Here is a 23,948-nt window from a genome sequence, read left to right as displayed (position 1 = left end):
GTCAGCGCCTGGCCAGCCAGGTGCTGTAGAAGCTGGGCCGGCCCACGGCCTCGAAGCCCACGTCGCGCACCCAGCCCGCGCCCGCAAAGGCCTGGGGTTCCTCGAAGATGGGGATCACATAGGCCTGGTCGATCAGGTAGTTCTGCACCTCGCCGGCCAGCGCCAGGCGCCTGGCGGCATCGGTCTCGGCCGCGATGGCGTCGAACAGGCCGTTGAGCTTGGTGTCCTCGAAGGACTTGACCTTCTGGCTCACGCCGCCCTTTTGCAGCAGCACGTTGCGGTTGGTCGGGTAGTAGTTGCTCTTGATCACGTCGGGATCGGCGCGGCCCACCATGCCGGGCAGCACGCCGGTCTTGTCGGGGTCCAGCGTGTCCACCGCGCGGCTGCCCGCGTCGCCCGACAGCACGTTGAGCTTGATGCCCAGGCGGGCCCACTGCTGGGCCACGAGCTGCAGCGTCTCCTTGTTCTGCGGCTGGGGCAGGGACTCGTAGGTGGAGAGCACGAAATCGCGGCCGTCCTTCTGGCGCAGGCCGTTGGCGCCCAGCGTCCAGCCGGCCTCGTCCAGCAGCTGTTTCGCCTTGGCCTCGTCATAGGCCAGCTTGGCCGACAGGTCCACGAAGCCGGCCGCCGTGGAGGCAATCACCGAGCGCGCCTGCGGATAGCGCGGCGAGAACAGCGTCTCCACGATCTCCTTGGCGTTGGTGCCATGCAGCAGGGCCTGGCGCACCCTGAGGTCGGCCACCAGGGCGTTGTCGGGGCGGATGGCCACGCTGTTGTTCACGCCGCGCGTGGGCGGGGCGTAGATGCTGAACTTCTGATCCTCGACGCGCTTTTCGTCATAGGCCTGGATCTGGCGGATCAGCCCGGCCTGGCCAGCCAGCAGCGCGCCGATGCGCACGCTGTCCTCGGGCGTGACGATGAACTTCACCTCGTCCAGCCGCGCGCGGCCCTGGTGGGCCAGCTTGGCGGGACCCCAGGCGTAGTCCTTGCGCACCTTGAGCACCAGCTCCTTGCCCAGCGTCTCGCTGGCCACCACGAAGGGGCCGGAGCCGATGATGCGCGTGGCGTCGCCCAGCTCCTCGAAGGGGCGGTCCAGCGTGGCCGGCGAAACCAGGCCCGAGCCGATAACCGAAGTGCCCTGCAGAAAGCCCGGCGAAGGCTTTCTGAAGAAGAACTTCACCGTCAGCGGATCGACCACCTCGCTGCGCTCGTAGTTGTTGATCACCTCGGACACGGGCTGCTTGAGCGCCTTGTTGCCCAGGCCGTAGGTGTCGAAGTTGCGCGCCACGGCCGCCGCGTCCAGCGGCGTGCCGTCGGAGAAGGTGACGCCGGGCCGCAGCTTGAAGCGGTACTCGGTGGCGTCGGCATTCACGGTCCAGGACTCGGCGATCCAGGGCTGGATCTCCAGCGTCTTCGGGTCCTGGTAGGTCAGCTTGTCGGTGATCTGGTTGAGCACGCCGCCGTTGGGATAGAAGCCCCCGGCCGGCGGATAGAGGTTGGTATGGGCCTGCTGCTCCAGGTAGACCAGGGTGCCGCCTTCCACGGGGCCAGCAGCCGCGCCCGCCTGGGCCGTATCGGCCTGCTTGGAGCACGCCGCCAGCAGCAGGCTGCTGCCCGCCAATACCGCTATCGCGGCCTTCCATGCCGCCTGACCCGCCTTCGATTGGGAAAACACGTTCGTACCTCGCCGCCGCTGGGGCGCTGAAAAACAAGACTGCCGGCCACAGGACCGGCTCCATGTTTTTCATGCTATCGATGGCAAATATTTGCGCTCATATATCGAGTTGCATCGTTATTTGGAAAACGACTAAGAGATGGGGGCACCGCATATCTGCCCAGTGCATAAGCGCAGACGGATTCGTTTGTTTGCCGCGCATGCGGCGGTCCCAACAATGGGCTGGTACTTCTTCACCGAAAGCCAGTCCATGAGCCATCTCAACGAATACCTCGCCGAAAAACGCGCCGCCGTGCTCGCCCGCAGCGCCGCCGTCGCGGCCGGCACGGCCCAGCCCGCCCACCTCAAGGCCCATGTGCGTGCCGAGGGCCGCAGCGGCGTGCGCCGCCTGCGCATACGCGAGCACCAGGTCATCAGCGACAGCCCACCCGAATTCGCGGGCTACAACCTCGGCCCCAGCTCGCCCGAGCTGCAGCTGGGTGTGCTGGGCACCTGCGTCACCCACATCTTTCTGATCCAGGCGGCCGAGCGACAGGTGCCGGTGGAGAGCCTGGAGGTCGAGGTCACGGGCATCATCGACCCGCGCGGCGGCAGGCCCGGCCACGAGGCCACGCCCATCTGGCCGCACGAGATCGGCTACACCGTGCACATCGACTCGCCGGCCAGCCGCGCCGAGATCGATGCGCTGTTCGAGGCCGTGGAGCGCACCTGCCCCATCCTCAACCTGCTGCGCAATCCGCAGAACATCCGCGCCGAAGTGCGCCACACCGACTCCAGCGCCGCCGCGCGCCTGGCGGCCTGAACACCGTGCGGAAAGCACCCCTGCCATGACCCTGCCACTCGACCACATCGTCATCGCGGTCCAGGACCTGGAACGCTCCATTGCCGACTACACCGCGCTGGGCTTCAACGTGCTGCGCGGCGGCGAGCATCCGGGCCGCTCCACGCACAACGCCCTGGTGGTGTTTGCCGACGGCGCCTACTTCGAACTCATCGCCTGGCGCGCGCCCGCGCCCGAGGAACGCTGGTGGCAGCAGCTGCAGCGCCATGGCGAGGGCATTGTCGATTTCGCGCTGCTGCCCACCGAGACCGGCGCCGTGGTCGCCGCAGCCCAGGCGCGCGGGCTGGACTACGAGGCGCCCTACGAAGGCGGCCGGCTGCGCCCCGACGGCGCGCAGCTGCGCTGGCGCAACGCACGCGCCCGCAGCCAGGACCTGCCCTTTCTCTGCGGCGACCTCACGCCGCGCGCCCTGCGCGTGCCTGAGGGCGATGCGCGCGTGCATGCCAACGGCGCCACCGGCGTGGCCCGGCTGCACGTGGCCGTGCATGACCTGCGGGCCAGCCTGGCGCGCTGGCGCGCGCTGCTGGGCGAGGGCGCCGACATCGGCGAGGCCCGCCTGTCGGCCGATGGCGGCGCCTACCGCGCCTCGCTGAAGCTGGGGGGCACGGGGCCGGGCGCCACCGAGCTGGTGCTGTCTGCCCCAGCCCAGGGCGTGGCCACGGGCGCCCTGGGCCACCGGCTGGCCACGCGCGGCGAAGGCCCTTATGCGATCGGGCTGGACCTGCGGCGGCCTGCGCCTGCACGGGCACTGGACGAGGCCGCCACGCATGGCGTGCGCATCGTGCTCGCCCAGGATTCCCTGCCCCGGGAAACCGCTGCCGCCTAGGCGCAATGCGCGGGCGATAGAATGGCGCCCCGCTGACACCCATGCCCACTCCGGTGGGCGTTTTCGTTGCAGCCGCTGCAGCCTTCGCAGGCTGCCGTGGCGCGGCGCCGCTTGCCATGACGACTGCTTCCTCTCCTGCCACGCTGGGCATAGATTTCGGTACCTCCAACTCCGCCATGGCCTGGCGCGTGCCCGGCCAGCCCGCACGCCTGCTGCCGCTGGAAGGCGATGCCTGCGGCATGCCCACGGCGCTGTTCTTCCATACGGATGAGCACAGCACGCATTTCGGGCGCGACGCCATGGCCCAGTACCTGGATGGCGAGCCGGGCCGGCTCATGCGCTCGCTCAAGAGCCTGCTGGGCAGCGCGCTGCTGCAGGAAAAGACGGCCGTGCACGACCAGCTGGTCAGCTACCAGGATGTGATCGGACTGTTCCTTCGCCGCGTGGCCGACCGGGCGCGTGCCTCGCTGGACGGACGCCTGCCCGAGCGCGTGGTGCTGGGCCGGCCCGTGCACTTCGTGGATGACCATCCCGAGCGCGACCGCCAGGCCCAGCAGGCCCTGGCCGACGCCGCGCGCGCCGCAGGCCTGGGCGAAGTGGATTTCCAGATGGAGCCCATCGCCGCCGCGCTGGACTACGAGCAGCGCCTCACGCAGGAATCCGTGGTGCTGGTGGTGGACATCGGCGGCGGTACCTCCGACTTCACCGTCGTGCGCCTGGGGCCCGAGCAGGCCGGCCGCCGCGACCGCCGCGACGACATCCTGGCCACCAGCGGCGTGCACATCGGCGGCACGGACTTCGACCACCGGCTCAACCTGGCCCAGCTCATGCCGCTGCTGGGCTACCGCCACACCGGCCCCAGCGGCCGCGAAGTGCCCAGCCGCGTGTTCTTCGACCTCTCGACCTGGCACCTGATCCAGTGGCTGTACTCGCCCAAGGCCCTGGCCGAGGCGCGCAACCTGCGCACCGACTACAGCGACCAGCGCCTGCACAAGCGCCTGATGGACGTGCTGGAACTGCGCGAAGGCCACCGCCTGGCCGCCGTCGTGGAGCAGGCCAAGATCGAGGCTTCCACGCGCCATGCCGAGTCGCCCATCGAGCTGGGCTGGCTGGAATCGGGCCTGTCCGCCGCCATCTCGCCCGAGGTGCTGCACGAGCAGCTGCAAGGCCCCCTGCAACAGGTCGTGGCCTGTGCCCAGGATTGCCTGCGCCTGGCCGGCGTGGCGCCCCAGGCGCTGGACGCCATCTACCTCACGGGCGGCTCGTCGGCCCTGCGCACGCTGCGCGATGCGCTGCGAGAGGCCTTCCCCGGCGTGCCGCAGGTCGAAGGCGACCTGTTCGGTGGCGTGGCCACCGGCCTGGCGTATGCCTGATCAATCCGCGTCGCCGTCCTCCTCGGCGGCCTGCTTGATCGCCAGCGCGGCGTCATAGAGGCGGTTGCGCGGTGCGCCCGTGATCTCGGCGGCCAGGCGCACGGCGGTCTTGGTGGGCAGCTCGGCCAGCAGCAGGCGCAGCACGCGCAGGGCGTCGGCGTCGGCCTCATCGCCACCCAGGGCCACCGGGTGCAGCACCACGGCGAACTCGCCCTTGCTGCGCTGGGGCACGGCCTGCAGCCAGGCCGGCAGCGCGCTGGCGGGCATGGTGGCAATGTCCTCGAACTGCTTGGTGATCTCTCGTGCCAGCGTCACCGGGCGCTCGCCCAGCGTGGCCAGGGCGGTGGCCAGGTCGGCAATGCGGTGGGGCGCCTCCAGCAGCACGGTGCAGCGCGGCTGCAGGGCCAGTTGCTGCACGGCGGCCAGACGCTCGGCCGACTTGGTGGGCAGAAAGCCTGCGAAGACGAACCCTCCCTCGCCCTGCGAAGGCGTGACCGCACCGGCCACGCTGATGGCGGCCGTGATGCTGCTGGCGCCGGGCAGCGGAATGCAGCGCAGGCCTGCGGCCTGCACGGCGGCGCACAGGCGTGCGCCGGGGTCGCTGACGCCGGGCGTGCCCGCATCGCTGACATAGGCGATGCGCTGGCCCTGCTGCAGCCGCGCCACGATCTGCTGGGCCGCCTCGGCCTCGTTGTGCTGGTGCACGGCCAGCAGCTGGCTGCCGGGCCGGTCCAGTCCATAGGAACGCAGCAGGCCCTGCGTGTGCCGCGTGTCCTCGCAGGCTACGCAGTCCACCAGCTGCAGCACATGCAGGGCGCGCAGGCTGATGTCGGCCAGGTTGCCGATGGGAGTGGCCACCACGTAGAGGGCTCCCTGCGGATAATGCTGGGATGCCGCAGCATCCTTGGCTGCGCCCAGCGCGGTGGCGAAAGAGGTAGTCAATGGGTTTCCTTGCGAAAAAGCCGGCAGGCGCGGGGCCGTCTGCCCTCACGACCCGGCATCGGGGCCAGCAGGCCGAGGACGCGGCGCTGGCCCATCTGCAGGCTGCCGGCCTGCGTCTGGTCGAGCGCAATTATCGGACGCCGGGCCGCGGCGGCGGCGAGATCGACCTCATCGTGCAGGCGCGCGACGGCACCGTGGTCTTCGTCGAGGTGCGCAGCCGCGGCACGCGCGCCTTCGGCGGTGCCGGCGCCAGCATAGGCGCCACCAAGCAGCGGCGCATCGTGTTTGCCGCGCGCCACTACCTGATGCGATGGACCGCGCCGCCGCCGTGCCGCTTCGACGTGGTGCTGGTCGAGCCCGGAGCCGGGCCTGCCGTGCAGTGGCTGCAGGCCGCCTTTGACGCCGAAGGCGCCTGATCCGTTACCGCTGCAGCACAAATAACGCCTGGCTACGAAAGACTTCAGGGGCGGCAGTTATCATCGGGCCTCCATGCTTGAGCAACGTATCCAACAGCATTTCATCGACAGCGCCGACCTGAAATACCAGGCCGCCCAGGCGCTGAGCCAGCCCATTGCGTCAGCGGTACAGGCCATGCTGGCCTGCGTGACCAGCGGCGGCAAGGTCCTGGCCTGCGGCGCTGGCGCCTCGGCCAGCGACGCCCAGCTCTTCGCCGCCCTGTGCGTGGCCGGTTTCGAGCGCGACCGGCCCGAGCTGGCCGCCGTGGCCCTGGTGTCCGACGGTGGCCTGCTGGGCACCGTGGGCGCCACGGGCTCGGGCGGCAACGCCACCCAGTACCTGGCGCGCCAGATACGCGCCCTGGGCCAGCCCGGCGACCTGCTGCTGGTGCTGTCCGCCACGGGCAACGACGTGGCCGTGCTGGAGGCCCTGGATGCCGCCCATGAGCGCGACATGATGGCCGTGGTGCTGACCGGCCGCACGGGCGGCTCCCTGGCCGGCCGCGTGCGCGAGACCGATGTTCTGATCTGCGTGCCGCACGACCGTGCGGCGCGCGTGCGCGAAACCCATACGCTGGTGCTGCACTGCCTGTGCGACGGCGTGGATGCCCAGTTACTTGGTGAACAGGAGATGCCTCTATGAAGTTCCGTTGGTCCCGCGCCGCCTGCGGTGTGCTCGCCGTTGCGTCCCTGGGCGCCGCCCTGTCGGGCTGCGTCGCCCTGGTGGGCGGCAGCGCCGTGATGGCCGGCATGTCGGTGGCGGACCGCCGCACCACCGGCACCCAGGTGGAAGACCAGGGCATCGAGCTGCGCGCCAACAACCGCATCTCCGAAGTGCTGGGCGACAAGGCCCATGTCAACGTCACCAGCTACAACCGCCAGGTGCTGCTGACCGGCGAGGCCGGCAACGAGGCCGACCGCCAGACCATCGAGAAGCTCGTGCGCGAGCAGCCCACGGTGCGCAATGTCTTCAACGAAGTGGTGGTGGCGCCCTTCACCTCCACGCTGAGCCAGCGCTCCAAGGACACCCTGATCACCACCCAGGTCAAGGCCAGCCTGCTGGACGCCAAGGACATCCAGGCCTCGGCCTTCAAGGTCGTGACCGAGAACAAGGTCGTCTTCCTGATGGGCATCGTCACCCCGCGCGAAGCCAAGCGCGGCGCCGAGATCGCCCGCGGCATCAACGACGTGACCAAGGTCGTGCGCGTGGTGGAAGTCATCTCCGAGGACGAACTGGCCCGCATGCAGCCGCAGTCCGCCCCCGTGGTCACCGACGACTCCGGCAAGGCCGCCGCAGCCAGCGCCCCCTCCAGCCCCACGGAAAGCAGCCTGTCCACTCCCGTGGGCGCCACCGTCACCCCGGTGAAGTGATCACCGCCGCCTGAAAGCAAAAGCCGGAACATGTTCCGGCTTTTTGTTTTGGACATAGGAAGATCTCGTTCCTCAGGGCATAGCACTTGAATCTGGCAGGGCCTAAAGCCAGGGACACCAAGCAAGGGCCGCCCCGCAGCGATGGTGTCGTCCCCCTCCCTTGCGAAGCAAGTAGAGAGGGGGAAGCGGCGTAAGCCGCTCAGGGGGTGAGCCTCTTGATGAGGCTGGAGGTATCCCAGCGCCTGCCCCCCATCTGCTGCACATCGGCATAGAACTGGTCCACCAGGGCCGTGACGGGCAGGCGGGCGCCGTTGCGCTGGGCCTCGGCCAGCACCAGGCCCAGGTCCTTGCGCATCCAGTCCACGGCAAAGCCGAAGTCGAACTTGCCTTCGGCCATGGTGCGGCCGCGATTGTCCATCTGCCAGCTCTGGGCTGCGCCCTTGCCGATGACGTCGAGCACGGCGGGAATGTCCAGGCCCGCGTGCTGGCCGAAGGCGATGGCCTCGGACAGGCCCTGGACCAGGCCGGCGATGCAGATCTGGTTGACCATCTTGGTGAGCTGGCCGGCGCCGCTGTCGCCCATCAGCGTGCAGGCGCGCGAGAAGGCCATGGCCACGGGCTGCATGGTGGCGAAGGCGGCCTCGTCACCGCCGCACATCACGGTGAGCTGGCCGTTCTGGGCGCCTGCTTGGCCGCCCGAGACGGGCGCGTCGATGAACTGCAGGCCCAGCTCCAGCCCGGCCGCATGCAGCTCGCGCGCCACTTCGGCCGATGCCGTCGTGTGGTCGGCAAAGATGGCGCCGCGGCGCATGCCCGCGAAGGCCCCGTCCGGCCCCAGTACGACCGAGCGCAGGTCATCGTCATTGCCCACGCAGCTGAACACGATGTCGGCGCCGGCCACGGCCTCGCGCGGCGTGGCCGCATGGCCGCCGTTGAACTCCTCGCACCAGGCGCGGGCCTTGGCCTGCGTGCGGTTGTAGACCGTGACGCGGTGGCCTGCCGTGGCCAGGTGGCCGGCCATGGGATAGCCCATGACGCCCAGCCCCAGGAAGGCTACGGAGAGGGGAGCGATGGCCGCATAGCTGCGGGCGGCGATGGAGGAGTCGGACATGGGGGATTCCTGAGAGGTGGTGGGAGCGGGTGGCGCAGGGGCGCGCGGTGTGCGGCCCTGGAAGGAGCCGGTATCCCGGCTCGGCGCGCTGAAGGCGCGTTCAGACGATGGCGAAATGCTCGGTGCCCGCCGCCAGGTCCAGCGACTTGGCGCGCTGGCTGCCCAGCTTGATCTGCAGCCGCAGGTCGTTGACCGAGTCCGCATTGCGCAGGGCATCCTCGTAGGTGATGAGGTTGGACTCGAACAGGTCGAACAGCGCCTGGTCGAAGGTCTGCATGCCCAGGTTGCGGCTTTTCTTCATGATCTCCTTGATCTCGGTGACTTCGCCCTTGAAGATCAGGTCGGAGATCAGCGGCGAGTTGAGCATCACCTCGATGGCGGCCACGCGTCCCTTGCTGTCCTGCTTGGGCAGCAGGCGCTGGGAGACCATGGCGCGCAGGTTCAGCGACAGGTCCATCAGCAGTTGCGGGCGGCGCTCTTCGGGGAAGAAGTTGACGATGCGGTCCAGCGCCTGGTTGGCGCTGTTGGCGTGCAGCGTGGCCAGGCACAGGTGGCCGGTTTCCGAGAAGGCGATGGCGTGCTCCATGGTCTCGCGGTCCCGGATTTCGCCCATGAGGATCACGTCCGGTGCCTGGCGCAGGGAGTTCTTGAGCGCTGCTTCCCAGCTGTCCGTGTCCAGGCCCACCTCGCGCTGCGTGACCACGCAGTTCTTGTGCGGGTGCACGAATTCGATGGGGTCCTCGATGGTCACGATGTGGCCGTAGGAATTCTCGTTGCGCCAGTCCACCATGGCGGCCAGCGTGGTGGACTTGCCCGAGCCCGTGGCGCCGACCAGGATGCACAGGCCGCGCTTGGTCATGGTCACTTCCTTGAGCACCTGGGGTACGCCCAGGCTGTCGATGGTGGGCAGGGCCAGCGGAATCGTCCGCATCACCATGCCCACGCGGCCCTGCTGGATGAAGGCGTTGACGCGAAAGCGCCCTATGCCCGGCGGCGAGATGGCGAAGTTGCACTCCTTGGTGCGCTCGAAATCGGCGATCTGCTTGTCGCTCATGACGGAGCGCGCCAGCGTCAGCGTGTGCACCGGCGACAGCGGCTGCGGCGACACCTTGGTGATGCGCCCGTCGATCTTGATCGCCGGCGGGAATTCCGCCGTGATGAACAAGTCGCTGCCGTTGCGGCTGACCATGAGCTTGAGCAGGTCGTTGATGAACTTGGTGGCCTGATCTCTTTCCATTGCCGTATTCCCCCGGGCATTGCGCGCCGTCGTGGCGCGCAGGTTGTTTTGTTATGTGCAGGTGGTCCGGTCCGGCCCGGATGGGCCAGGCGTCCTCATATTCGACTCATTCGCCATCTAAGTGTGCTGCTCCTCGCCCAGGCGCACGCTGATGGCACGCAGCCGGAACGAGAGCTTGCGCGCCAGCAGCGCCATCAGCTTGGCGGCCAGCGCGGCATCCTTGACCATCATTTCGTCCAGCGCCTCGGCGCTGAGCACGCCGATCTCGCAGTCGGTCAGCGTGGTGCAGCTGGAAAAGCGCGGCCCGCCGTCGAGCAGCGACATCTCGCCGAGGATGTCGCCGGGCCGTGTCTGCGCCAGGCGCATGCGCTCGCCCCAGGGCTGCTGGCGCTCCACGGCGATCTGGCCGGACAGCACCACCGCCATGAAGCTGCCGTTCTCCTCCTGGCGGATCACGTCGCGCTGCGGCGCCACGGCCGCGTAGATGAAGTATTCGCTCAGCCGGTGCAGGCTGGCGGCGTCAAGCTGGCCCAGGTAGCGGTCGCGCGACCACAGCTGCTCCAGCTGGGTGACGCTGCCGCGCGGCAGCCGCGTGGCGCCCACCTCGATGGCGCGCGCCTCCCAGGGAACGGGAGGCGTGTGCGGGTCCATGAAGCCATGCGCCGCCAGCGTGGTCGTGAAGAAGGCCGACTCGGAGGCCGGGGCCGAAGGGTCCTGGCCGCTTCGCAGCTTGCGGAAAATGCTTTTCATGGCGCGTGGCGAGAGGCTGGGCCGGTGGCGGTCAGCCCGGGAAGTTGTCCGGTATCTTGGCCTTGGCGCGCGCTTCGGCCGGGCTGATCAGGTTGCGCCGCACCAGATCGGTCAGGTTCTGGTCCAGCGTCTGCATGCCCACATTCTGACTCGTCTGGATGGTGGAGTACATCTGGGCCACCTTGGCCTCGCGGATCAGGTTGCGGATGGCGCTGGTGCCCAGCATGATCTCGTGGGCCGCGATGCGGCCCTGGCCGTCCTTGGTCTTGCACAGCGTCTGCGAGATCACGGCCTGCAGCGATTCGGAAAGCATGGCGCGCACCATCTCCTTTTCCTCGGCCGGGAAGACGTCGATGATGCGGTCGATGGTCTTGGCGGCGCTGGAGGTGTGCAGGGTGCCGAAGACCAGGTGGCCCGTCTCGGCCGCGGTCATGGCCAGGCGAATGGTTTCGAGGTCACGCATTTCGCCCACCAGGATGGCGTCCGGGTCCTCGCGCAGCGCCGAGCGCAGGGCGGCCGAGAACGACTGCGTCATCGGCCCGACCTCGCGCTGGTTGATCAGGCACTTCTTGGAGTCGTGCACGAATTCGATGGGGTCCTCCACCGTCAGGATGTGGCCGTACTCGGTCTCGTTGAGGTGGTTGACCATGCCGGCCAGCGTGGTGGACTTGCCCGAGCCCGTGGGGCCGGTCACCAGCACCAGGCCGCGCGGCTTCAGGGCCAGGTCGGCGAAGATGCGCGGCGCGTTGAGCTGCTCCAGCGTCAGGATCTTGCTGGGAATGGTACGGAAGACGGCGGCCGCGCCCCGGTACTGGTTGAAGGCGTTGACACGAAAGCGCGCCAGGCCCTCGATCTCGAACGAGAAGTCCACCTCCAGGAACTCCTCGTAGGCCTTGCGCTGGGAGTCGCTCATGATGTCGTAGACCATGGCGTGGACAGTCTTGTGGTCCAGCGGATCGACATTGATGCGGCGCACATCGCCGTGCACGCGGATCATCGGCGGAAGCCCCGCGGACAGGTGCAGGTCGGAGGCCTTGTTCTTGACGCTGAAAGCCAGCAATTGGGTGATGTCCACGGAGTTCGCTCCCTCGTTTGGTACGCTGGGGGCAATTATGACGACGATTGAAAACAAGCTTCAACAGATTCACGAACGGATTGCCTCGGCCTGCGCGCAGGCGGGCCGGGCGGCCGGCTCGGTGCAGTTGCTGTCCGTCTCCAAGACCTTCGGCGCCGACGCCGTGCGCGAGGCCGTGCTGGCCGGCGAGCGCAGCTTTGGCGAGAACTACATTCAGGAAGGCGTGGACAAGATCGCCGCCGTGCGCGCCATGGGCCTGCCGGGCGGCGAGGCCCTGCAATGGCATTGCATAGGCCCCATCCAGAGCAACAAGACGCGCCTGGTGGCCGAGCATTTCGATTGGGCCCAGACCGTGGACCGCCTGAAGATCGCCGAACGCCTGTCGGCCCAGCGCCCCGAAGGCCTGGCGCCGCTGCAGGTCTGCATCCAGCTGAACGTGGATGGCGGTGAGACCAAGGCCGGCGTGGCGCCTCAGCAGGCGCTGGAGCTGGCCGCCGCCATCGTGCAGCTGCCGCGCCTGGTGCTGCGCGGCGTGATGAGCATTCCCGACGATGTGCCGGGCTTCGAGGCCCAGCGCGAGGTGCATGCCCGCGCCACGGCCGTGTTCGCGCAGATCCGCGCCAGCGGCCTGCCGGGGCTGGAACGCTTCGACACGGTATCCATGGGGATGACGGGCGACCTGGAAGCGGCCGTGGCCGCCGGATCGACCATGGTGCGCGTGGGCAGCGGCATCTTCGGCCAGAGAAACTACGCCCCGCGCTGAGCGGGGCGTAGCTGGCGGGATACTCAGCCTCAGCCTCAGCCTCAGCCTCAGCCTCAGCGGCTGCCGGGCCGCTTCATCTGGCAGTCCGTGGGCAGCTCCACCTGCTCGGGCGTGTAGACGGCGTCGGTGCGAAAGCCGTAGTTCGTGCCTTCCCAGCCGGTCTTGACCAGCTTGCCATCCACGGGCGCGATGGTGTTGACCACCTGGGGCAGCAGCAGCTGGTGGTCCTTGCCGCGCATGCGCACGGGGCCTACCACGGTGTCCATCTGCAGGTCCTCCAGGGCCAGCGCGATCTTCACAGGTTCGGTGGACTGTGCCTTGGCCATGGCGGCGGCCAGCATGCGCGGCACCAGGTCCATGCGCGGGGCCAGGAAGTCCTTGCCCATGCGGGCCTTGTATTCCTGGGCGCGGGCGTCGGCCAGCGGGCGGCCGGCCTGGCCCGGGTGCCATTCGGCCACCCAGGTCAGCTGGCCGATGCGGGTCTGGGCGAAGGATGTCACCGTGCCCGGCATGCCGCCTGCGCTGTGGTTGAAGTAGCGCAGGTCATAGCCCGAGTCGGCCGCCGACTTGAGCAGCAGGGTCAGGTCCTGCCCCCAGTTGCCCGTGATCACCGAGTCCGCACCCGTTTCCTTGATCTTGGCCACGTAGGGCGCGAAGTCCTTGACGCGGCCTATGGGGTGCAGCATCTCGCCCGTGAACTGGATGTCGGGCCGGGCCGCGCTCACCATCTGGCGCCCGTAGGCCGCCCACTGCTTGCCGTGGGCGTAGTCCTGGTTGAGCAGGTAGACCTTGCGGATGCCCGGCTGGGTCTTGATGTAGCTGGCAATCGCCTGCATGCGCATGGCGGTGTTGGCATCGAACATGAAATGCCAGAAGCTGCAGGCCTTGCCCGTCAGCTCGGGGTCGATGGAGGAGTGGTTGAGCACCAGCACCTCCTTGCCCGGATTGCGCTGGTTGTGGCGCGAGGCCGCCTGCACCAGGGCTGCCACCACCGACGAGCCCGATCCCCCGGTCACCACCACGCGCGCGCCCTGGTCTAGGGCCGCCTGCAGCGCGGCCTGGCTTTCCTGGGCCGAGAGCTTGCTGTCGAACTGCAGCAGCTGCAGCTTCGCGCCGTTGAACAGCCCGCCCTTGGCGTTCACGTCCTCGACCGCGTATTGCACGTGGTCGCGCATCAGCTCGCCCGTGCTGACGAAGGGGCCGGACAGCGGGTCGATGAAGGCGATCTTGAAGGTCTCGCCGCCCTGGGCGTGGGCGGCCGTGGCGCACAGCAGGGCGGCGGCGAGTGCCATGGATGGCTGGGAATATCGTCGGATGCAATGGCGGCGGATCGGCATGTCTTGTCTCCTCGAAGGAATGGTCGTCAGTCCTTGCCGGGCGGCTCGGCCCGGGGCCGGCTGCGCCGTGCAGGCGTCTTTTTCGCGGGGGATGCGGCAATGGCTTCGGGCGCGGTGGCTGGCGCCGTGCGCAGGCCCAGCACGCGGCTGGCCAGCTCGGTCAGCTCGGCCACCATCTCGGCCGTGCCCAGGCGGCCGCCGGGGCGGTACCAGTTGTAGAGAAAGCCCGGCAGGCTGCAGGCGGCCTGGGCGGTGATGCGTGTCTCGCGAAAGTCCAGGTGGCCGCTGGCGCGGCCTTCTTCGAGCAGCGCGCAGAACTGACGGTAGAACTGGCGCGCCAGCGTGCGCGAGGCCTTCATGTACGCCGGGCTGAACGCCTGGGGCTCGCGGTAGGGAAAAAAGGCCGCAGGGTAGTGGGCAATGGTGGCCGCGATCAGGCGCTGCAGGCCGTCCACGGCCTTCTCGTGCGCGGCGCGCGGATCGTCGGCTGCGAAGTCCAGCACCGTGAAGCAGGCCTCGGTGGGCGCCCAGCACAGGGTCTCGAAGATCTCCTGCTTGTTGCGGAAGTAGTAGTAGACGAAGGGCTTGGTCACGCCCAGGGCCTGGACGATCTGCTCCATCGTGGTGTTGGCGTAGCCGTTGCGGTCGAACAGGGCTTCGGCCGCCTTGAGGATGCGTTCGCGCTTTTCATCGGAGCCGGCCGTGGGAAGGCGCTGGCGGCCGCGCGGGGTGACAGGGGGCTTGGGCATGCGGGAAATCTCGTGTCGCGTCGGTGGCTGCGATGGTTATACCGATGGGTAGCAATGTTCTACCAGCGGGTATATATTGGCAAGCCGCTGGACCCCAAAACAAATCAAGGCTATCCCTTAGGACTGGTTCCGGGATGGCCAGACACCCAGGAGACAAGCATGGCGGATTCCGAGACCCTCATTCCCCTGCATGAGGCCCTGCGCCGCAATGCGCGCAACCACCCCGGCCGCGACGCCTACATCTGGTATGGCCGCCACATCAGCTGGGCCGAGATGGATGCGGCCAGCGACGCCTTTGCCGCGCGGCTGCAGGCGCTGGGCGTGGGCCGGGGAGAGCCCGTGGCGCTGTTCATGAACAACTGCCCGCAGTACATCGTGGCGCACTACGGCATCCAGAAGGTCGGCGCCATCGTCTGCCCCTGCGGGCCGCTGAACAAGGAGCATGAGCTGCAATACCAGCTCGATGACCTCCAGGCCCGCGTCATCGTCGCGGCCGATGTGCTGCTGCCCGTGGTGGACAAGGTGCGCGCCAGTACGGCGCTCAGGCATGTGCTGGCCGTGCGTTATGGCGACTGGCTTCCTGAATCGGCCACGCTGGCGCTGCCGCCCGAACTGCAGGTCCCCGTGCAGCCGCTGCCCGAGGGCGTGGAATCGTTCTGGGATGTCATGCACAGCGGCGCCAAGCCCGTGCCCGTCGATGTCGCCATGGACGATGTCTCGCTGATGACCTATACCTCGGGCACCACGGGCCTGCCCAAGGGCGCCATGCTCAGCTACGGCAACGCGGCCAGCAAGACGGCCGGCGCCTCCAGCGCCACGGGCGTGAACGCCGGCGACATGCTGCTGGCCGTGGCGCCGCTCTATCACATTGCCGGCATGTCCATGGGCGTGAACATGCCCGTGCACAGCGGCGCCACCTGCGTGCTGCTGCACCGCTTCGACCCGCTGGCCGTGGCCCAGGCCCTGGAGCGCTACCGCGTGACCTGGTGGTACAGCATCGCGCCCATGAACGTGGCCGTGATGCAGCTGCCGGGCGTGGAGGCCATGGACTTTTCCGCGCTGCGCCGCAACACGGTGACCAGCTTCGGCATTGCCTACACCGAGGAGCTGGCGCGGCAGTGGAGGCGCTTCACCCCGAACTGCATCTCCAGCGAGGCGGCCTACGGCCTCAGCGAGACCCACACCATGGACACCACCATGCCCGGCGATGCCATCCGCTGGGGCACGCACGGCAAGCCGCTGCCCGGCAACGAGGTGCGCATCATCGACCCCGAGACCGGCGAGCCGCTGCCGGCCGGCGAAGTGGGCGAGATCACCATCCGCGGCCCCGGCAACTTCAAGGGCTACTGGAACAAGCCCGAGGCCACGGCCAGGACCCTGAAGAACGGCTGGGTCCACACGGGCGACATGGGCCACTTGGACGCCGAGGGCTACCTGACCTTCATCGGCCGCTTCAAGGAAATGATCAAGGTCTCGGGCTACAGCGTCTTCCCCGAGGAGGTGGAGGCCATCCTCATCAAGCATCCGGCCGTGGCCCAGGCCGCCGTGATCGGTGTGCCCGACCCGCAAAAGGGCGAGGTCGTGCGCGCCTTCATCGTCACGCGGCCGGGCCAGCAGATCGCGGCCGAGGACCTGGTGCAGTGGTCGCGCGAGAACATGGCCAGCTACAAGGCGCCGCGCGAGGTGCGTTTCATCGAGGCGCTGCCCGCCACCGGCGCAGGCAAGGTGCTGCGTCGCTTGCTGCGCGATCAATGAGAAAGACCGAAGTCCCATGTTCCAGAAGATCCTGATTGCCAACCGCGGCGAGATCGCGCTGCGCATCGTGCGCGCGCTGCGCGAGCTGGGTGTGCCCAGCCTGGCCGTCTTTGCCGCAGACGATGCGCAGGCGCCCCATGTATCCGCTGCCGATGCAGCCGTGCCCCTGGACGCCAGCGGCCCCTCGGCCTACCTGGACGGCGCCCACCTGCTGCGCATTGCGCGCGAGCACGGCTGCGACGGCATCCATCCGGGCTACGGCTTTCTCAGCGAGAACGCCGGCTTTGCCCAGGCCTGCGCCGACGCGGGCCTGCGCTTCATCGGCCCCGCGCCGGAGCACCTGGCGCTGCTGGGCGACAAGGCCCGCGCACGCGATCTGGCGCGCCGCTGCGGCGTGCCGCTGATGCCGGGCAGCAGCGAGGCCGTCACGCTGGAACAGGCCCAGGCCTTCTTCGAGGCGCAGCAGGCCGGGGGCGCCAGCGGCATCATGGTCAAGGCCATCGGCGGCGGCGGCGGGCGCGGCATGCGCGCCGTGGCGCGTGCCGAGGACCTGCCCGCTGCCTACGAGCGCTGCCGCAGCGAGGCGCGCGCCGCCTTCGGCGTGGACGGTGTCTATGTGGAGCGTCTGATGACGGGCGCGCGCCATATCGAGGTGCAGATCCTGGGCGACGGCGGCGCAGGCCCCATCGCGCTGGGCGAGCGCGAATGCACGCTGCAGCGGCGCTTCCAGAAGCTGGTGGAGATCGCGCCCAGCCCCAGCCTGGCGCAGCCGCTGCGCGAGCGCATCACGCGCGACGCGCTGCGCATGGCCGCCGAGATCGGCTACGAGAGCCTGGGCACCTTCGAATTCCTGGTCGATGCCGCCTCCGACTCCCTGCCCTATGTGTTCATCGAGGCCAACCCGCGCCTGCAGGTGGAGCACACCATCACCGAGGAAGTCTTCGGCATCGACCTGGTGCAGGCCCAGATCCGCATTGCGGCGGGCGATCACCTGGGCGAGCTGGGCCTGGATGCCAGGACACCCCCCGCGCCGCGCGGCTATGCCATGCAGTGGCGCATCAATGCCGAGACGCTGGATGCCGCAGGCCATTCGCGCCCCGGCAGCGGACGCATAGGCGCACTGCAGTGGCCGGCCGGCCCCGGCATCCGCATCGACACGCATGCGGCGGCGGGCGCCAGCCCCTCGCCGCACTACGACACGCTGCTGGCCAAGCTCATCGTGCACAGCAGCGGGCCGCGCTTCGAAGACGTGCTGCGCCGCGCACGCCGCGCGCTGGACGAATGCCGCATCGACGGGCTGGCCACCAACCTGCCGCTGCTGCAGGCGCTGGCCGGCCGGCCCGAGATGGCGTCGCAGGCCGTGCACACACGCTGGCTTGAAGAGACCCTTCCAGAATTGGTGGCGGACGCCCAGGCGCTGGCCGAAGGCGCGCGCCGCACGGCCGTGGCCGCCGATGTTGCGATGACTGCCGAGGCTGCTGGCGCGCCCGTCCCCGAAGGCGCCATCACGGCCCCCATGCCCGCACGCATCGTGCAGTGGAGCGTGGCCGTGGGCGATGCAGTGTCCGCAGGTGCCGAGCTGGGCGTGCTCGAAGCCATGAAGATGGAGCATGTGCTGCTGGCGCCGCAGGCCGGCGCCATCACGCAACTGCTGGCCGAGGCCGGTGCCTATGTGGCCCAGGACCAGCCCCTGCTGGTGCTGGCCGCCGCCGAAGGCGTGCAGGCCGACGCACGCGCGCAGCAGATCGCCCAGGACCCGGACCACATCCGCGCCGACCTGCGCCGCGTCATCGACCGCCATGCCTTCACGCTGGACACCGCCCGGCCCGAGGCCATGGCCAAACGCCATGCCCAGGGCGGCCGCAGCGCGCGCGAGAACATCGCCGATCTTTGCGACGCAGGCAGCTTCATCGAATACGGTGCGCTGGCCATTGCCGCGCAGACGCGCCGACGCAGCATGGACGACCTGATCGCCAACACGCCGGCCGACGGCATGGTCACGGGCATGGGCTCCATCAACGGCGCGCAGTTCGGCCAGGAGCGCTCGCGCGCCGTCGTCATGTCCTATGACGCCACCGTGCTGGCCGGCACCCAGGGCGCGCGCAACCATGCCAAGACCGACCGCATGCTGGGCATTGCGCTGGCCCAGAAGCTGCCCGTGGTGCTGTTCGCCGAAGGCGGCGGCGGGCGGCCCGGCGATACCGACACGCCCGTGGTCGCCGGCCTGCATGTGCACACCTTCGCGGCCTATGCGGCACTGTCGGGCCAGGTGCCGGTGATCGGCATTGCACACGGCCGCTGCTTTGCGGGCAATGCAGCCCTGCTGGGCTGCAGCGACGTCATCATCGCCACGCGCGCCAGCACCATCGGCATGGGCGGGCCAGCCATGATCGAGGGTGGCGGCCTGGGCGTGTTCCGCCCTGAAGAGATAGGACCCAGCGGCATCCAGCATGCCAATGGCGTGATCGACGTGCTGGTCGAGGACGAGGCCCAGGCCGTGGCCGCCGCGCGCCACTACCTGTCCTTCTTCCAGGGCCGCACCACGGAGTGGACCGCGCCCGACACGCGCGCCCTGCGCCATGTGGTGCCCGAGAACCGGCTGCGTGCCTACGACACGCGTGCGGCCATGGCGCATCTGGTGGACGAAGGCAGCCTGCTGCTGCTGCGCACGGGCTTTGGCGCAGGCATCCACACGGCGCTGGCGCGCATCGAAGGCCGGCCCGTGGGGCTGATGGCCAACAACCCCTCCCACCTGGGCGGTGCCATCGACGCCGATGCGGCCGACAAGGCCGCGCGCTTCATGCAGCTGTGCAACGCCCATGGCCTGCCCATCGTGAGCCTGGTGGACACGCCGGGCTTCATGGTCGGCCCCGAGATCGAGAAGACCGCCCAGGTGCGCCATGTCAGCCGCCTGTTCGTCACGGCGGCCAAGCTGCGCGTGCCGTATTTCAGCGTGGTGCTGCGCAAGGGCTACGGCCTGGGGGCCATGGGCATGACGGCGGGCAGCTTCCATGCGCCGGTGTTCAACGTGGCCTGGCCCACGGGCGAGTTCGGCGCCATGGGTCTGGAAGGCGCCGTGCGCCTGGGCTTTCGCAAGGAACTGCAGGCCCTGCCCGAGGGCGCCGAACGCAACGCCCTGTTCGACCGGCTGCTGGCCCAGCAGTACGCCCACGGCGAGGCCATGCACATGGCCGGCACGCTGGAGATCGACGCCGTCATCGACCCCGCCGACACGCGCGTCTGGCTGTCGCGCGGCCTGGCGGGGGCGCGCGTGGCACCCGCCCAGGCGGGCTTCGTGGACACCTGGTAGGCCCTGAAAACGCTGCAGGCGGCGTGCTAAGCTGATCCTCTTTTCGACGAACACGATGGCGGGCCCGCTCAAGCGGGCCCCGCTGCCTTTGGAGACCTTCCCATGCCCGGACTTCTGCCCGATATCGATCCCGACGGCCTGCTCGAATTCTCGGTGGTCTACACCGACCGCGCGCTCAACCACATGTCCAAGCGCTTCGCGGGCGTGATGCAGGACATCCTCACCACGCTGCAGGAGGTCTACCACGCCCACACGGCCGTGCTGGTGCCGGGCAGCGGCACCTTCGGCATGGAGGCCGTGGCGCGCCAGTTCGCCAACCGCGAAAAGGTGCTCATCGTGCGCAACGGCTGGTTCAGCTACCGCTGGACCCAGATCTTCGAGGAAGGCGGCCTGGGCGGTGGCGCCGTGGTCTGCAAGGCCCGCCGCCAGGGCCCGGGCAGCCAGGACCCCTGGGCGCCTTGCGCGGCCGAGGACGTGGCCGCCGCCATCCGCACCGAGAAGCCCAAGGTCGTGTTCGCGCCCCATGTGGAGACGGCCAGCGGCATCATCCTCAGCGACAGCTACCTGCGCGCCGTGGCCGATGCCGCGCACGAGGTGGGTGCGCTCTTCGTGCTGGACTGCGTGGCCTCGGGCGCCATGTGGGTGGACATGGAAAAGACCGGCGTGGACGTGCTGATCAGCGCGCCGCAAAAGGGCTGGAGCAGCTCGCCGTGCTGCGCCATGGTCATGCTCTCGCAGCGCGCGCGCGAAGCCATCGAGCACACGCAAAGCTCCAGCTTCTCCTGCGACCTCAAGAAGTGGATGCAGATTGCCGAGGGCTACGAAAAAGGCCAGCACGCCTACCACACCACCATGCCCACCGACGCCCTGGTCCGCCTGCGCGACGTGATGCTGGAGACGCGCGCCTACGGCTTCGCCAAGGTGCGCGACGAGCAGATCGCCCTGGGCGCCAAGGTGCGCGCCCTGCTGGAGTCGCGCGGCTTTCCCAGCGTGGCGGCCGAAGGCTGGAAGGCCCCCGGCGTGGTCGTCAGCTACACCACCGACCCCGGCATCCAGAGCGGCAAGAAGTTCATGGAAGCCGGCCTGCAGACCGCCTCGGGCGTGCCCCTGCAGTGCGACGAAGGCCCGGACTTCAAGACCTTCCGCATCGGCCTGTTCGGCCTGGAAAAATGGCATAACGTGGACCGCACCGTCGGCCACATCGCCAAAGCGCTGGACGACATCGGTGTCCCCGCCAAGGCGTGAACCGAACCCGCTGCAAACATTGCATTGAAAGAGCCCTCATGAACAAGACCCTCACCACCCTGGCCGCCTCCTGCGGCCTGATGCTCGCCGCAATGACCGGCGTGGCGGCCCATGCGGCTGAACCCGTCACCACGGCCAGCGGCCTGGTCTATGAAAGCCTCAAGGAAGGCACGGGCGCCAGCCCCAAGGCCAGCGACACGGTGCGCGTGCACTACCGCGGCTACTTCCCCGACACGGGCAAGGACTTCGACAGCTCCATCACACGTGGCCAGCCCATCGAGTTCCCTTTGACCGGCGTGATTCCCTGCTGGACCGAAGGCGTGCAGAAGATGAAGGTCGGCGGCAAGGCCAAGCTGACCTGCCCGCCCTCCATCGCCTACGGCAGCCGTGGCGCGGGCAGCGTGATCCCGCCCAACGCCACGCTGAACTTCGAGGTGGAACTGCTGGGCATCAAGTGATGGCCGGCCCGCTGGCCGGGCCATCCCCCGCCTGATGCGAAGCCGGCCTGCGGGCCGGCTTTTTCACGGTCGCTGAAAGGAAGACGTCGTGGACCCACGCAAACCGCTGGACGCGCGCGCCGCCGCGCTGATGCTCATGCTGTGCCTGATCTGGAGCCTGCAGCAGATCCTGCTCAAGGCCACGGCCGATGCCATCGCGCCCACGCTGCAGATCGCGCTGCGCTCGGGCGTGGGCGCCGTGCTGGTGTGGCTGTTCATGCGCTGGCGCGGCATGCGCGTGCAGTGGGGCGACGGCAGCTGGCGCCCGGGCCTGGCCGTGGGCACGCTGTTTGCGCTGGAATTCCTGCTGGTGGGCGAGAGCATCAACCACACCTCGGCCGCCCATGTGGTGGTCTTCCTGTATTCCGCCCCCGTGTTCGCGGCGCTGGGCCTGCATTGGAAGCTGCCCTCGGAGCGCCTGGCGCCGCTGCAATGGCTGGGCATCGCACTGGCCTTTGCCGGCATAGCGCTGGCCTTCCTGGGCGGCGGCAAGCCTTCGAAGGCAGCCGGCGCCGCCATGCTGCTGGGCGACCTGCTGGCGCTGGCCGCCGGCGTGGCCTGGGGCGCCACCACGGTGGCCATCCGCACCACGCGGCTGGCATCGCTGCCCGCCGCGCAGACCCTGCTCTACCAGCTGGCCACCGGCTTTGCGCTGCTGCTGCCCGCCGCCTTCCTGCTGGGCCAGACCCGCTTCGAGCCCACGCCGCTGGCCTGGGCCGGCCTGGCCTTCCAGTCCGTGCTGGTCTGCTTCGTGAGCTTCCTGGTCTGGTTCTGGCTGCTCACGCAATACCTGGCCTCGCGCCTGGGCGTGTTCTCGTTCATGACGCCCATCTTCGGCGTGGTCTTCGGTGCCTGGCTGCTCAGCGAGCCCATCGAGCCCAACTTCCTGGCCGGGGCACTGATGGTGCTGGCGGGGGTGCTGCTGGTGAGCGGGTATGGGTGGCTGAAGTCGCTCAGGCGTCCTGCCTGACCAGTCCCAGCCGCCGCGCCAGCCGCTGCAGGTTGGCGCGGTCCATCTGCAGCTCGCGTGCGGCGGCGGCCCAGCTACCGTGGTGGCGCTGCAGGCTGGCCTCAATCAGCTGGCGCTCGTAGCTCTCCACGGCATTGCGCAGGCCTTGGGGGCTGGCGCCGGGCGATGCGGCCTGTGGGACGGGCAGGGTCGGGGTGGCCGTCGCCGGGGGCTGCGCGTCATCCCAGAGATCGGCCTGCCCCAGCGTGACCATGCGTGCCCGGCTACCGGCCGGATTGCCGGAGGGCGCACGGCTGAGCGCCCGCAGCACGCCGCGGCTGATGAGGTGCTCCAGCTCCCGGACATTGCCGGGCCAGTCCTGGGCCAGCAAGGCCGATTGCGCAGCGGGGTGCAGGCGCAGTCCGCCCAGGCCCAGGCGCGAGCGGTTTTCCTCGAGGAAGAAGCCGGCCAGCATCAGCACGTCGCTGTCGCGCTCGCGCAGCGCGGGCACGCGCAGCGGGTAGACGCTCAGGCGGTGGAAGAAATCGGCGCGCATGCGGCCGGCCGCCACCTCGGCGGCCGGGTCGCGGTTGGTGGCGGCGATCACGCGCACGTCCACATGGTGTTCTCGGTCCGAGCCCAGGCGCTGCAGCTGGCCGCTTTGCAGCACGCGCAGCAGCTTGGCCTGCACGGGCAGGGACAGCTCGCCCACTTCGTCCAGGAACAGCGTGCCCTGGTCGGCCTGCTCGAACTTGCCGCTGCGCTCGGACAGCGCGCCCGTGAAGGCGCCGCGCACATGGCCGAACAGCTCGCTTTCGACCAGGTTGTCGGGCAGGGCTGCGCAGTTGATGCTGACTAGCGCCCGGCCCGCGCGCGCCGACTGCGCATGCACGGCCTGGGCCACCAGTTCCTTGCCCGTGCCGGTCTCGCCCGTGATCAGCACATTGAGGTCGCTGGCCGCGACCAGGGCGATGTCCTTTTGCAGCGCGCGCATGGCCGGGCTCTGGCCGATCAGCGGACGCGATGAATCGCCCCCCGGGGCGGCGCCGGGTGCGGGCAGGGCGCGCGCACTGCGCGCCAACCGGCGCAGCCGCTCGGCCGTGGTCACGGTGGCCGCCGCCAGGTTGCTGAAGGCCTGCAGCGCCGCCAGCGCGGCCGGGTCGGCAAAGCGCCCCGGGTCCAGCGCGTCCAGCGTGAGAAGGCCCCAGGGCAGGCCGCCGGTCTGCAGCACGCAGCCCATGCAGTCGTGCACCTCCAGCGGCCCGTGGCCCTGGGCCACCAGGCCGTCATAGGGATCGGGCAGCGGGCTGTCTGGCGCAAAGCGCATGGCCTGGCCCGCGGCCAGCAGCTGGGCGAAGCGCGGGTGCTCGGCAATGCGAAAGCGCCGGCCCAGCGCATCGGGCACCAGGCCGTCGATGGCCACGGGCCGCAGCCACTCGCCTTCCAGGCGCAGCAGGGCGGCGGCATCGGCCGGCAGCACGGCGCGCAGGGCTGCCAGCAGGCGGCGAAAGCGCTCGCGCTCAGGCAGGTCCTGGGCCAGGTCGGCCACCAGGGGGGTGAGGGCGTGCAGGGCGGTGGATGTGGTCATAAAGACTGCGATAGCTGTCAAAAGGACTCGATTTGACGGGAGTCATATTGACGCATGAAACGCCAAGCCCTTGTTCTTCAAGGGTCGCGGGACTGGCAC

21 protein-coding genes are annotated in these 23,948 nt (G+C 69.3%); 12 read left to right on the top strand and 9 right to left on the bottom strand.

From position 1 onward, the window contains the following. Position 1: 1 nt before the first annotated feature. Entirely contained in the window at positions 2 to 1,675 is a 1,674-nt protein-coding gene (locus tag ACF8O7_RS02540; RefSeq protein WP_280047568.1) for a TIGR04028 family ABC transporter substrate-binding protein, read from the bottom strand. A 217-nt stretch (positions 1,676 to 1,892) separates the two neighbouring features. On the opposite strand from ACF8O7_RS02540, the gene ACF8O7_RS02535 reads away from it, so the two are divergent. The 3 genes from ACF8O7_RS02535 to ACF8O7_RS02525 all read left to right on the top strand — a co-directional run bounded on the left by ACF8O7_RS02535 (position 1,893) and on the right by ACF8O7_RS02525 (position 4,715). Then, positions 1,893 to 2,477: an OsmC family protein gene (locus ACF8O7_RS02535; RefSeq protein ID WP_280047567.1), complete on the top strand. Its 585-nt coding sequence runs from the start codon at positions 1,893 to 1,895 to the stop codon at positions 2,475 to 2,477. 25 nt (positions 2,478 to 2,502) lie between these two features. Next, on the top strand, positions 2,503 to 3,342 hold the full coding sequence (locus ACF8O7_RS02530; protein ID WP_280047566.1) for a VOC family protein: 840 nt from the start codon (positions 2,503 to 2,505) through the stop codon (positions 3,340 to 3,342). A 116-nt stretch (positions 3,343 to 3,458) separates the two neighbouring features. Continuing rightward, positions 3,459 to 4,715, top strand: coding sequence for an Hsp70 family protein (locus tag ACF8O7_RS02525; RefSeq protein ID WP_280047565.1), 1,257 nt, complete (start codon positions 3,459 to 3,461; stop codon positions 4,713 to 4,715). Here ACF8O7_RS02525 and rsmI read toward each other — a convergent pair whose 3' ends face one another. Continuing rightward, positions 4,716 to 5,657 carry a 16S rRNA (cytidine(1402)-2'-O)-methyltransferase gene (gene rsmI, locus ACF8O7_RS02520; protein ID WP_280047564.1) on the bottom strand — a complete coding sequence of 314 codons (942 nt, stop codon included), beginning with the start codon at positions 5,655 to 5,657 and terminating at the stop codon, positions 4,716 to 4,718. On the opposite strand from rsmI, the gene ACF8O7_RS02515 reads away from it, so the two are divergent. The 3 genes from ACF8O7_RS02515 (at position 5,657) to ACF8O7_RS02505 (ending at position 7,483) form a co-directional block, all read left to right on the top strand. Continuing rightward, positions 5,657 to 6,073: a YraN family protein gene (locus ACF8O7_RS02515; protein WP_017406037.1), complete on the top strand. Its 417-nt coding sequence runs from the start codon at positions 5,657 to 5,659 to the stop codon at positions 6,071 to 6,073. The two genes, rsmI and ACF8O7_RS02515, sit on opposite strands and share 1 nt — an antisense overlap. 73 nt (positions 6,074 to 6,146) lie before the next feature. Further along, positions 6,147 to 6,755, top strand: a complete 609-nt coding sequence (locus tag ACF8O7_RS02510; protein ID WP_016451992.1) for an SIS domain-containing protein — start codon at positions 6,147 to 6,149, stop codon at positions 6,753 to 6,755. Continuing rightward, a complete protein-coding gene (locus ACF8O7_RS02505; protein WP_017406038.1) occupies positions 6,752 to 7,483 on the top strand; it encodes a BON domain-containing protein in 732 nt (243 codons plus the stop codon). Before ACF8O7_RS02510 ends, ACF8O7_RS02505 begins: the two co-directional genes overlap by 4 nt. 199 nt (positions 7,484 to 7,682) lie before the next feature. On the opposite strand, the gene ACF8O7_RS02500 is transcribed toward ACF8O7_RS02505, so the two are convergent. From ACF8O7_RS02500 to ACF8O7_RS02485, 4 genes are all read right to left on the bottom strand, one after another. Then, entirely contained in the window at positions 7,683 to 8,594 is a 912-nt protein-coding gene (locus ACF8O7_RS02500) for an NAD(P)-dependent oxidoreductase (protein WP_016450726.1), read from the bottom strand. Positions 8,595 to 8,694: 100 nt separating this feature from the next. After that, positions 8,695 to 9,831, bottom strand: a complete 1,137-nt coding sequence (locus tag ACF8O7_RS02495; RefSeq protein ID WP_016450725.1) for a PilT/PilU family type 4a pilus ATPase — start codon at positions 9,829 to 9,831, stop codon at positions 8,695 to 8,697. A 117-nt stretch (positions 9,832 to 9,948) separates the two neighbouring features. Beyond that, positions 9,949 to 10,581 (bottom strand): cyclic nucleotide-binding domain-containing protein, encoded by a 633-nt coding sequence (locus ACF8O7_RS02490; RefSeq protein ID WP_016450724.1) that lies wholly within the window; start codon positions 10,579 to 10,581, stop codon positions 9,949 to 9,951. Positions 10,582 to 10,612: 31 nt separating this feature from the next. Then, positions 10,613 to 11,656: a type IV pilus twitching motility protein PilT gene (locus tag ACF8O7_RS02485; RefSeq protein WP_016450723.1), complete on the bottom strand. Its 1,044-nt coding sequence runs from the start codon at positions 11,654 to 11,656 to the stop codon at positions 10,613 to 10,615. 37 nt (positions 11,657 to 11,693) lie between these two features. On the opposite strand from ACF8O7_RS02485, the gene ACF8O7_RS02480 reads away from it, so the two are divergent. Beyond that, positions 11,694 to 12,419, top strand: coding sequence for a YggS family pyridoxal phosphate-dependent enzyme (locus tag ACF8O7_RS02480; protein WP_016450722.1), 726 nt, complete (start codon positions 11,694 to 11,696; stop codon positions 12,417 to 12,419). Between the two features lie 53 nt (positions 12,420 to 12,472). Here ACF8O7_RS02480 and ACF8O7_RS02475 read toward each other — a convergent pair whose 3' ends face one another. Together ACF8O7_RS02475 and ACF8O7_RS02470 are read right to left on the bottom strand one after the other, a co-directional pair. After that, positions 12,473 to 13,756, bottom strand: a complete 1,284-nt coding sequence (locus tag ACF8O7_RS02475; RefSeq protein ID WP_016446679.1) for a branched-chain amino acid ABC transporter substrate-binding protein — start codon at positions 13,754 to 13,756, stop codon at positions 12,473 to 12,475. 26 nt (positions 13,757 to 13,782) lie between these two features. Further along, on the bottom strand, positions 13,783 to 14,505 hold the full coding sequence (locus ACF8O7_RS02470; protein ID WP_016446678.1) for a TetR/AcrR family transcriptional regulator: 723 nt from the start codon (positions 14,503 to 14,505) through the stop codon (positions 13,783 to 13,785). A 159-nt stretch (positions 14,506 to 14,664) separates the two neighbouring features. Between ACF8O7_RS02470 and ACF8O7_RS02465 the strand changes: the two genes are divergently transcribed. The 5 genes from ACF8O7_RS02465 (at position 14,665) to ACF8O7_RS02445 (ending at position 22,282) form a co-directional block, all read left to right on the top strand. After that, entirely contained in the window at positions 14,665 to 16,260 is a 1,596-nt protein-coding gene (locus ACF8O7_RS02465; RefSeq protein WP_126311197.1) for an AMP-binding protein, read from the top strand. Positions 16,261 to 16,276: 16 nt separating this feature from the next. After that, positions 16,277 to 19,570 (top strand): carboxyl transferase domain-containing protein, encoded by a 3,294-nt coding sequence (locus ACF8O7_RS02460; RefSeq protein WP_280047563.1) that lies wholly within the window; start codon positions 16,277 to 16,279, stop codon positions 19,568 to 19,570. A 102-nt stretch (positions 19,571 to 19,672) separates the two neighbouring features. Next, on the top strand, positions 19,673 to 20,815 hold the full coding sequence (locus tag ACF8O7_RS02455) for an alanine--glyoxylate aminotransferase family protein (protein ID WP_012203005.1): 1,143 nt from the start codon (positions 19,673 to 19,675) through the stop codon (positions 20,813 to 20,815). Between the two features lie 38 nt (positions 20,816 to 20,853). Next, entirely contained in the window at positions 20,854 to 21,273 is a 420-nt protein-coding gene (locus ACF8O7_RS02450; protein ID WP_012203006.1) for an FKBP-type peptidyl-prolyl cis-trans isomerase, read from the top strand. Positions 21,274 to 21,361: 88 nt separating this feature from the next. Then, positions 21,362 to 22,282, top strand: coding sequence for a DMT family transporter (locus ACF8O7_RS02445; RefSeq protein WP_126311200.1), 921 nt, complete (start codon positions 21,362 to 21,364; stop codon positions 22,280 to 22,282). Here ACF8O7_RS02445 and norR read toward each other — a convergent pair. Further along, positions 22,266 to 23,849 (bottom strand): nitric oxide reductase transcriptional regulator NorR, encoded by a 1,584-nt coding sequence (gene norR / locus ACF8O7_RS02440; RefSeq protein ID WP_126311202.1) that lies wholly within the window; start codon positions 23,847 to 23,849, stop codon positions 22,266 to 22,268. The two genes, ACF8O7_RS02445 and norR, sit on opposite strands and share 17 nt — an antisense overlap. Positions 23,850 to 23,948: the final 99 nt, after the last annotated feature.

Origin of the sequence: Delftia sp. WSY_16 (assembly GCF_043104415.1) — a bacterium.
Classification (GTDB): domain Bacteria; phylum Pseudomonadota; class Gammaproteobacteria; order Burkholderiales; family Burkholderiaceae_C; genus Comamonas; species Comamonas tsuruhatensis.
This window is presented reverse-complemented; position numbering and strand designations above follow the sequence as displayed.

Excerpts from the sequence above, each read along its gene's own strand:
- ACF8O7_RS02530 (WP_280047566.1), top strand. The coding sequence starts at position 2,503 with ATGACCCTGCCACTCGACCACATCGTCATCGCGGTCCAGGACCTGGAA.
- ACF8O7_RS02525 (WP_280047565.1), top strand. The coding sequence starts at position 3,459 with ATGACGACTGCTTCCTCTCCTGCCACGCTGGGCATAGATTTCGGTACC.
- ACF8O7_RS02450 (WP_012203006.1), top strand. The coding sequence starts at position 20,854 with ATGAACAAGACCCTCACCACCCTGGCCGCCTCCTGCGGCCTGATGCTC.
- ACF8O7_RS02455 (WP_012203005.1), top strand. The coding sequence starts at position 19,673 with ATGCCCGGACTTCTGCCCGATATCGATCCCGACGGCCTGCTCGAATTC.
- ACF8O7_RS02470 (WP_016446678.1), bottom strand. The coding sequence starts at position 14,505 with ATGCCCAAGCCCCCTGTCACCCCGCGCGGCCGCCAGCGCCTTCCCACG.
- ACF8O7_RS02495 (WP_016450725.1), bottom strand. The coding sequence starts at position 9,831 with ATGGAAAGAGATCAGGCCACCAAGTTCATCAACGACCTGCTCAAGCTC.
- ACF8O7_RS02465 (WP_126311197.1), top strand. The coding sequence starts at position 14,665 with ATGGCGGATTCCGAGACCCTCATTCCCCTGCATGAGGCCCTGCGCCGC.
- ACF8O7_RS02500 (WP_016450726.1), bottom strand. The coding sequence starts at position 8,594 with ATGTCCGACTCCTCCATCGCCGCCCGCAGCTATGCGGCCATCGCTCCC.
- norR (WP_126311202.1), bottom strand. The coding sequence starts at position 23,849 with ATGACCACATCCACCGCCCTGCACGCCCTCACCCCCCTGGTGGCCGAC.
- ACF8O7_RS02490 (WP_016450724.1), bottom strand. The coding sequence starts at position 10,581 with ATGAAAAGCATTTTCCGCAAGCTGCGAAGCGGCCAGGACCCTTCGGCC.
- ACF8O7_RS02460 (WP_280047563.1), top strand. The coding sequence starts at position 16,277 with ATGTTCCAGAAGATCCTGATTGCCAACCGCGGCGAGATCGCGCTGCGC.
- ACF8O7_RS02505 (WP_017406038.1), top strand. The coding sequence starts at position 6,752 with ATGAAGTTCCGTTGGTCCCGCGCCGCCTGCGGTGTGCTCGCCGTTGCG.
- ACF8O7_RS02475 (WP_016446679.1), bottom strand. The coding sequence starts at position 13,756 with ATGCCGATCCGCCGCCATTGCATCCGACGATATTCCCAGCCATCCATG.
- ACF8O7_RS02535 (WP_280047567.1), top strand. The coding sequence starts at position 1,893 with ATGGGCTGGTACTTCTTCACCGAAAGCCAGTCCATGAGCCATCTCAAC.
- ACF8O7_RS02510 (WP_016451992.1), top strand. The coding sequence starts at position 6,147 with ATGCTTGAGCAACGTATCCAACAGCATTTCATCGACAGCGCCGACCTG.
- ACF8O7_RS02480 (WP_016450722.1), top strand. The coding sequence starts at position 11,694 with ATGACGACGATTGAAAACAAGCTTCAACAGATTCACGAACGGATTGCC.
- ACF8O7_RS02515 (WP_017406037.1), top strand. The coding sequence starts at position 5,657 with ATGGGTTTCCTTGCGAAAAAGCCGGCAGGCGCGGGGCCGTCTGCCCTC.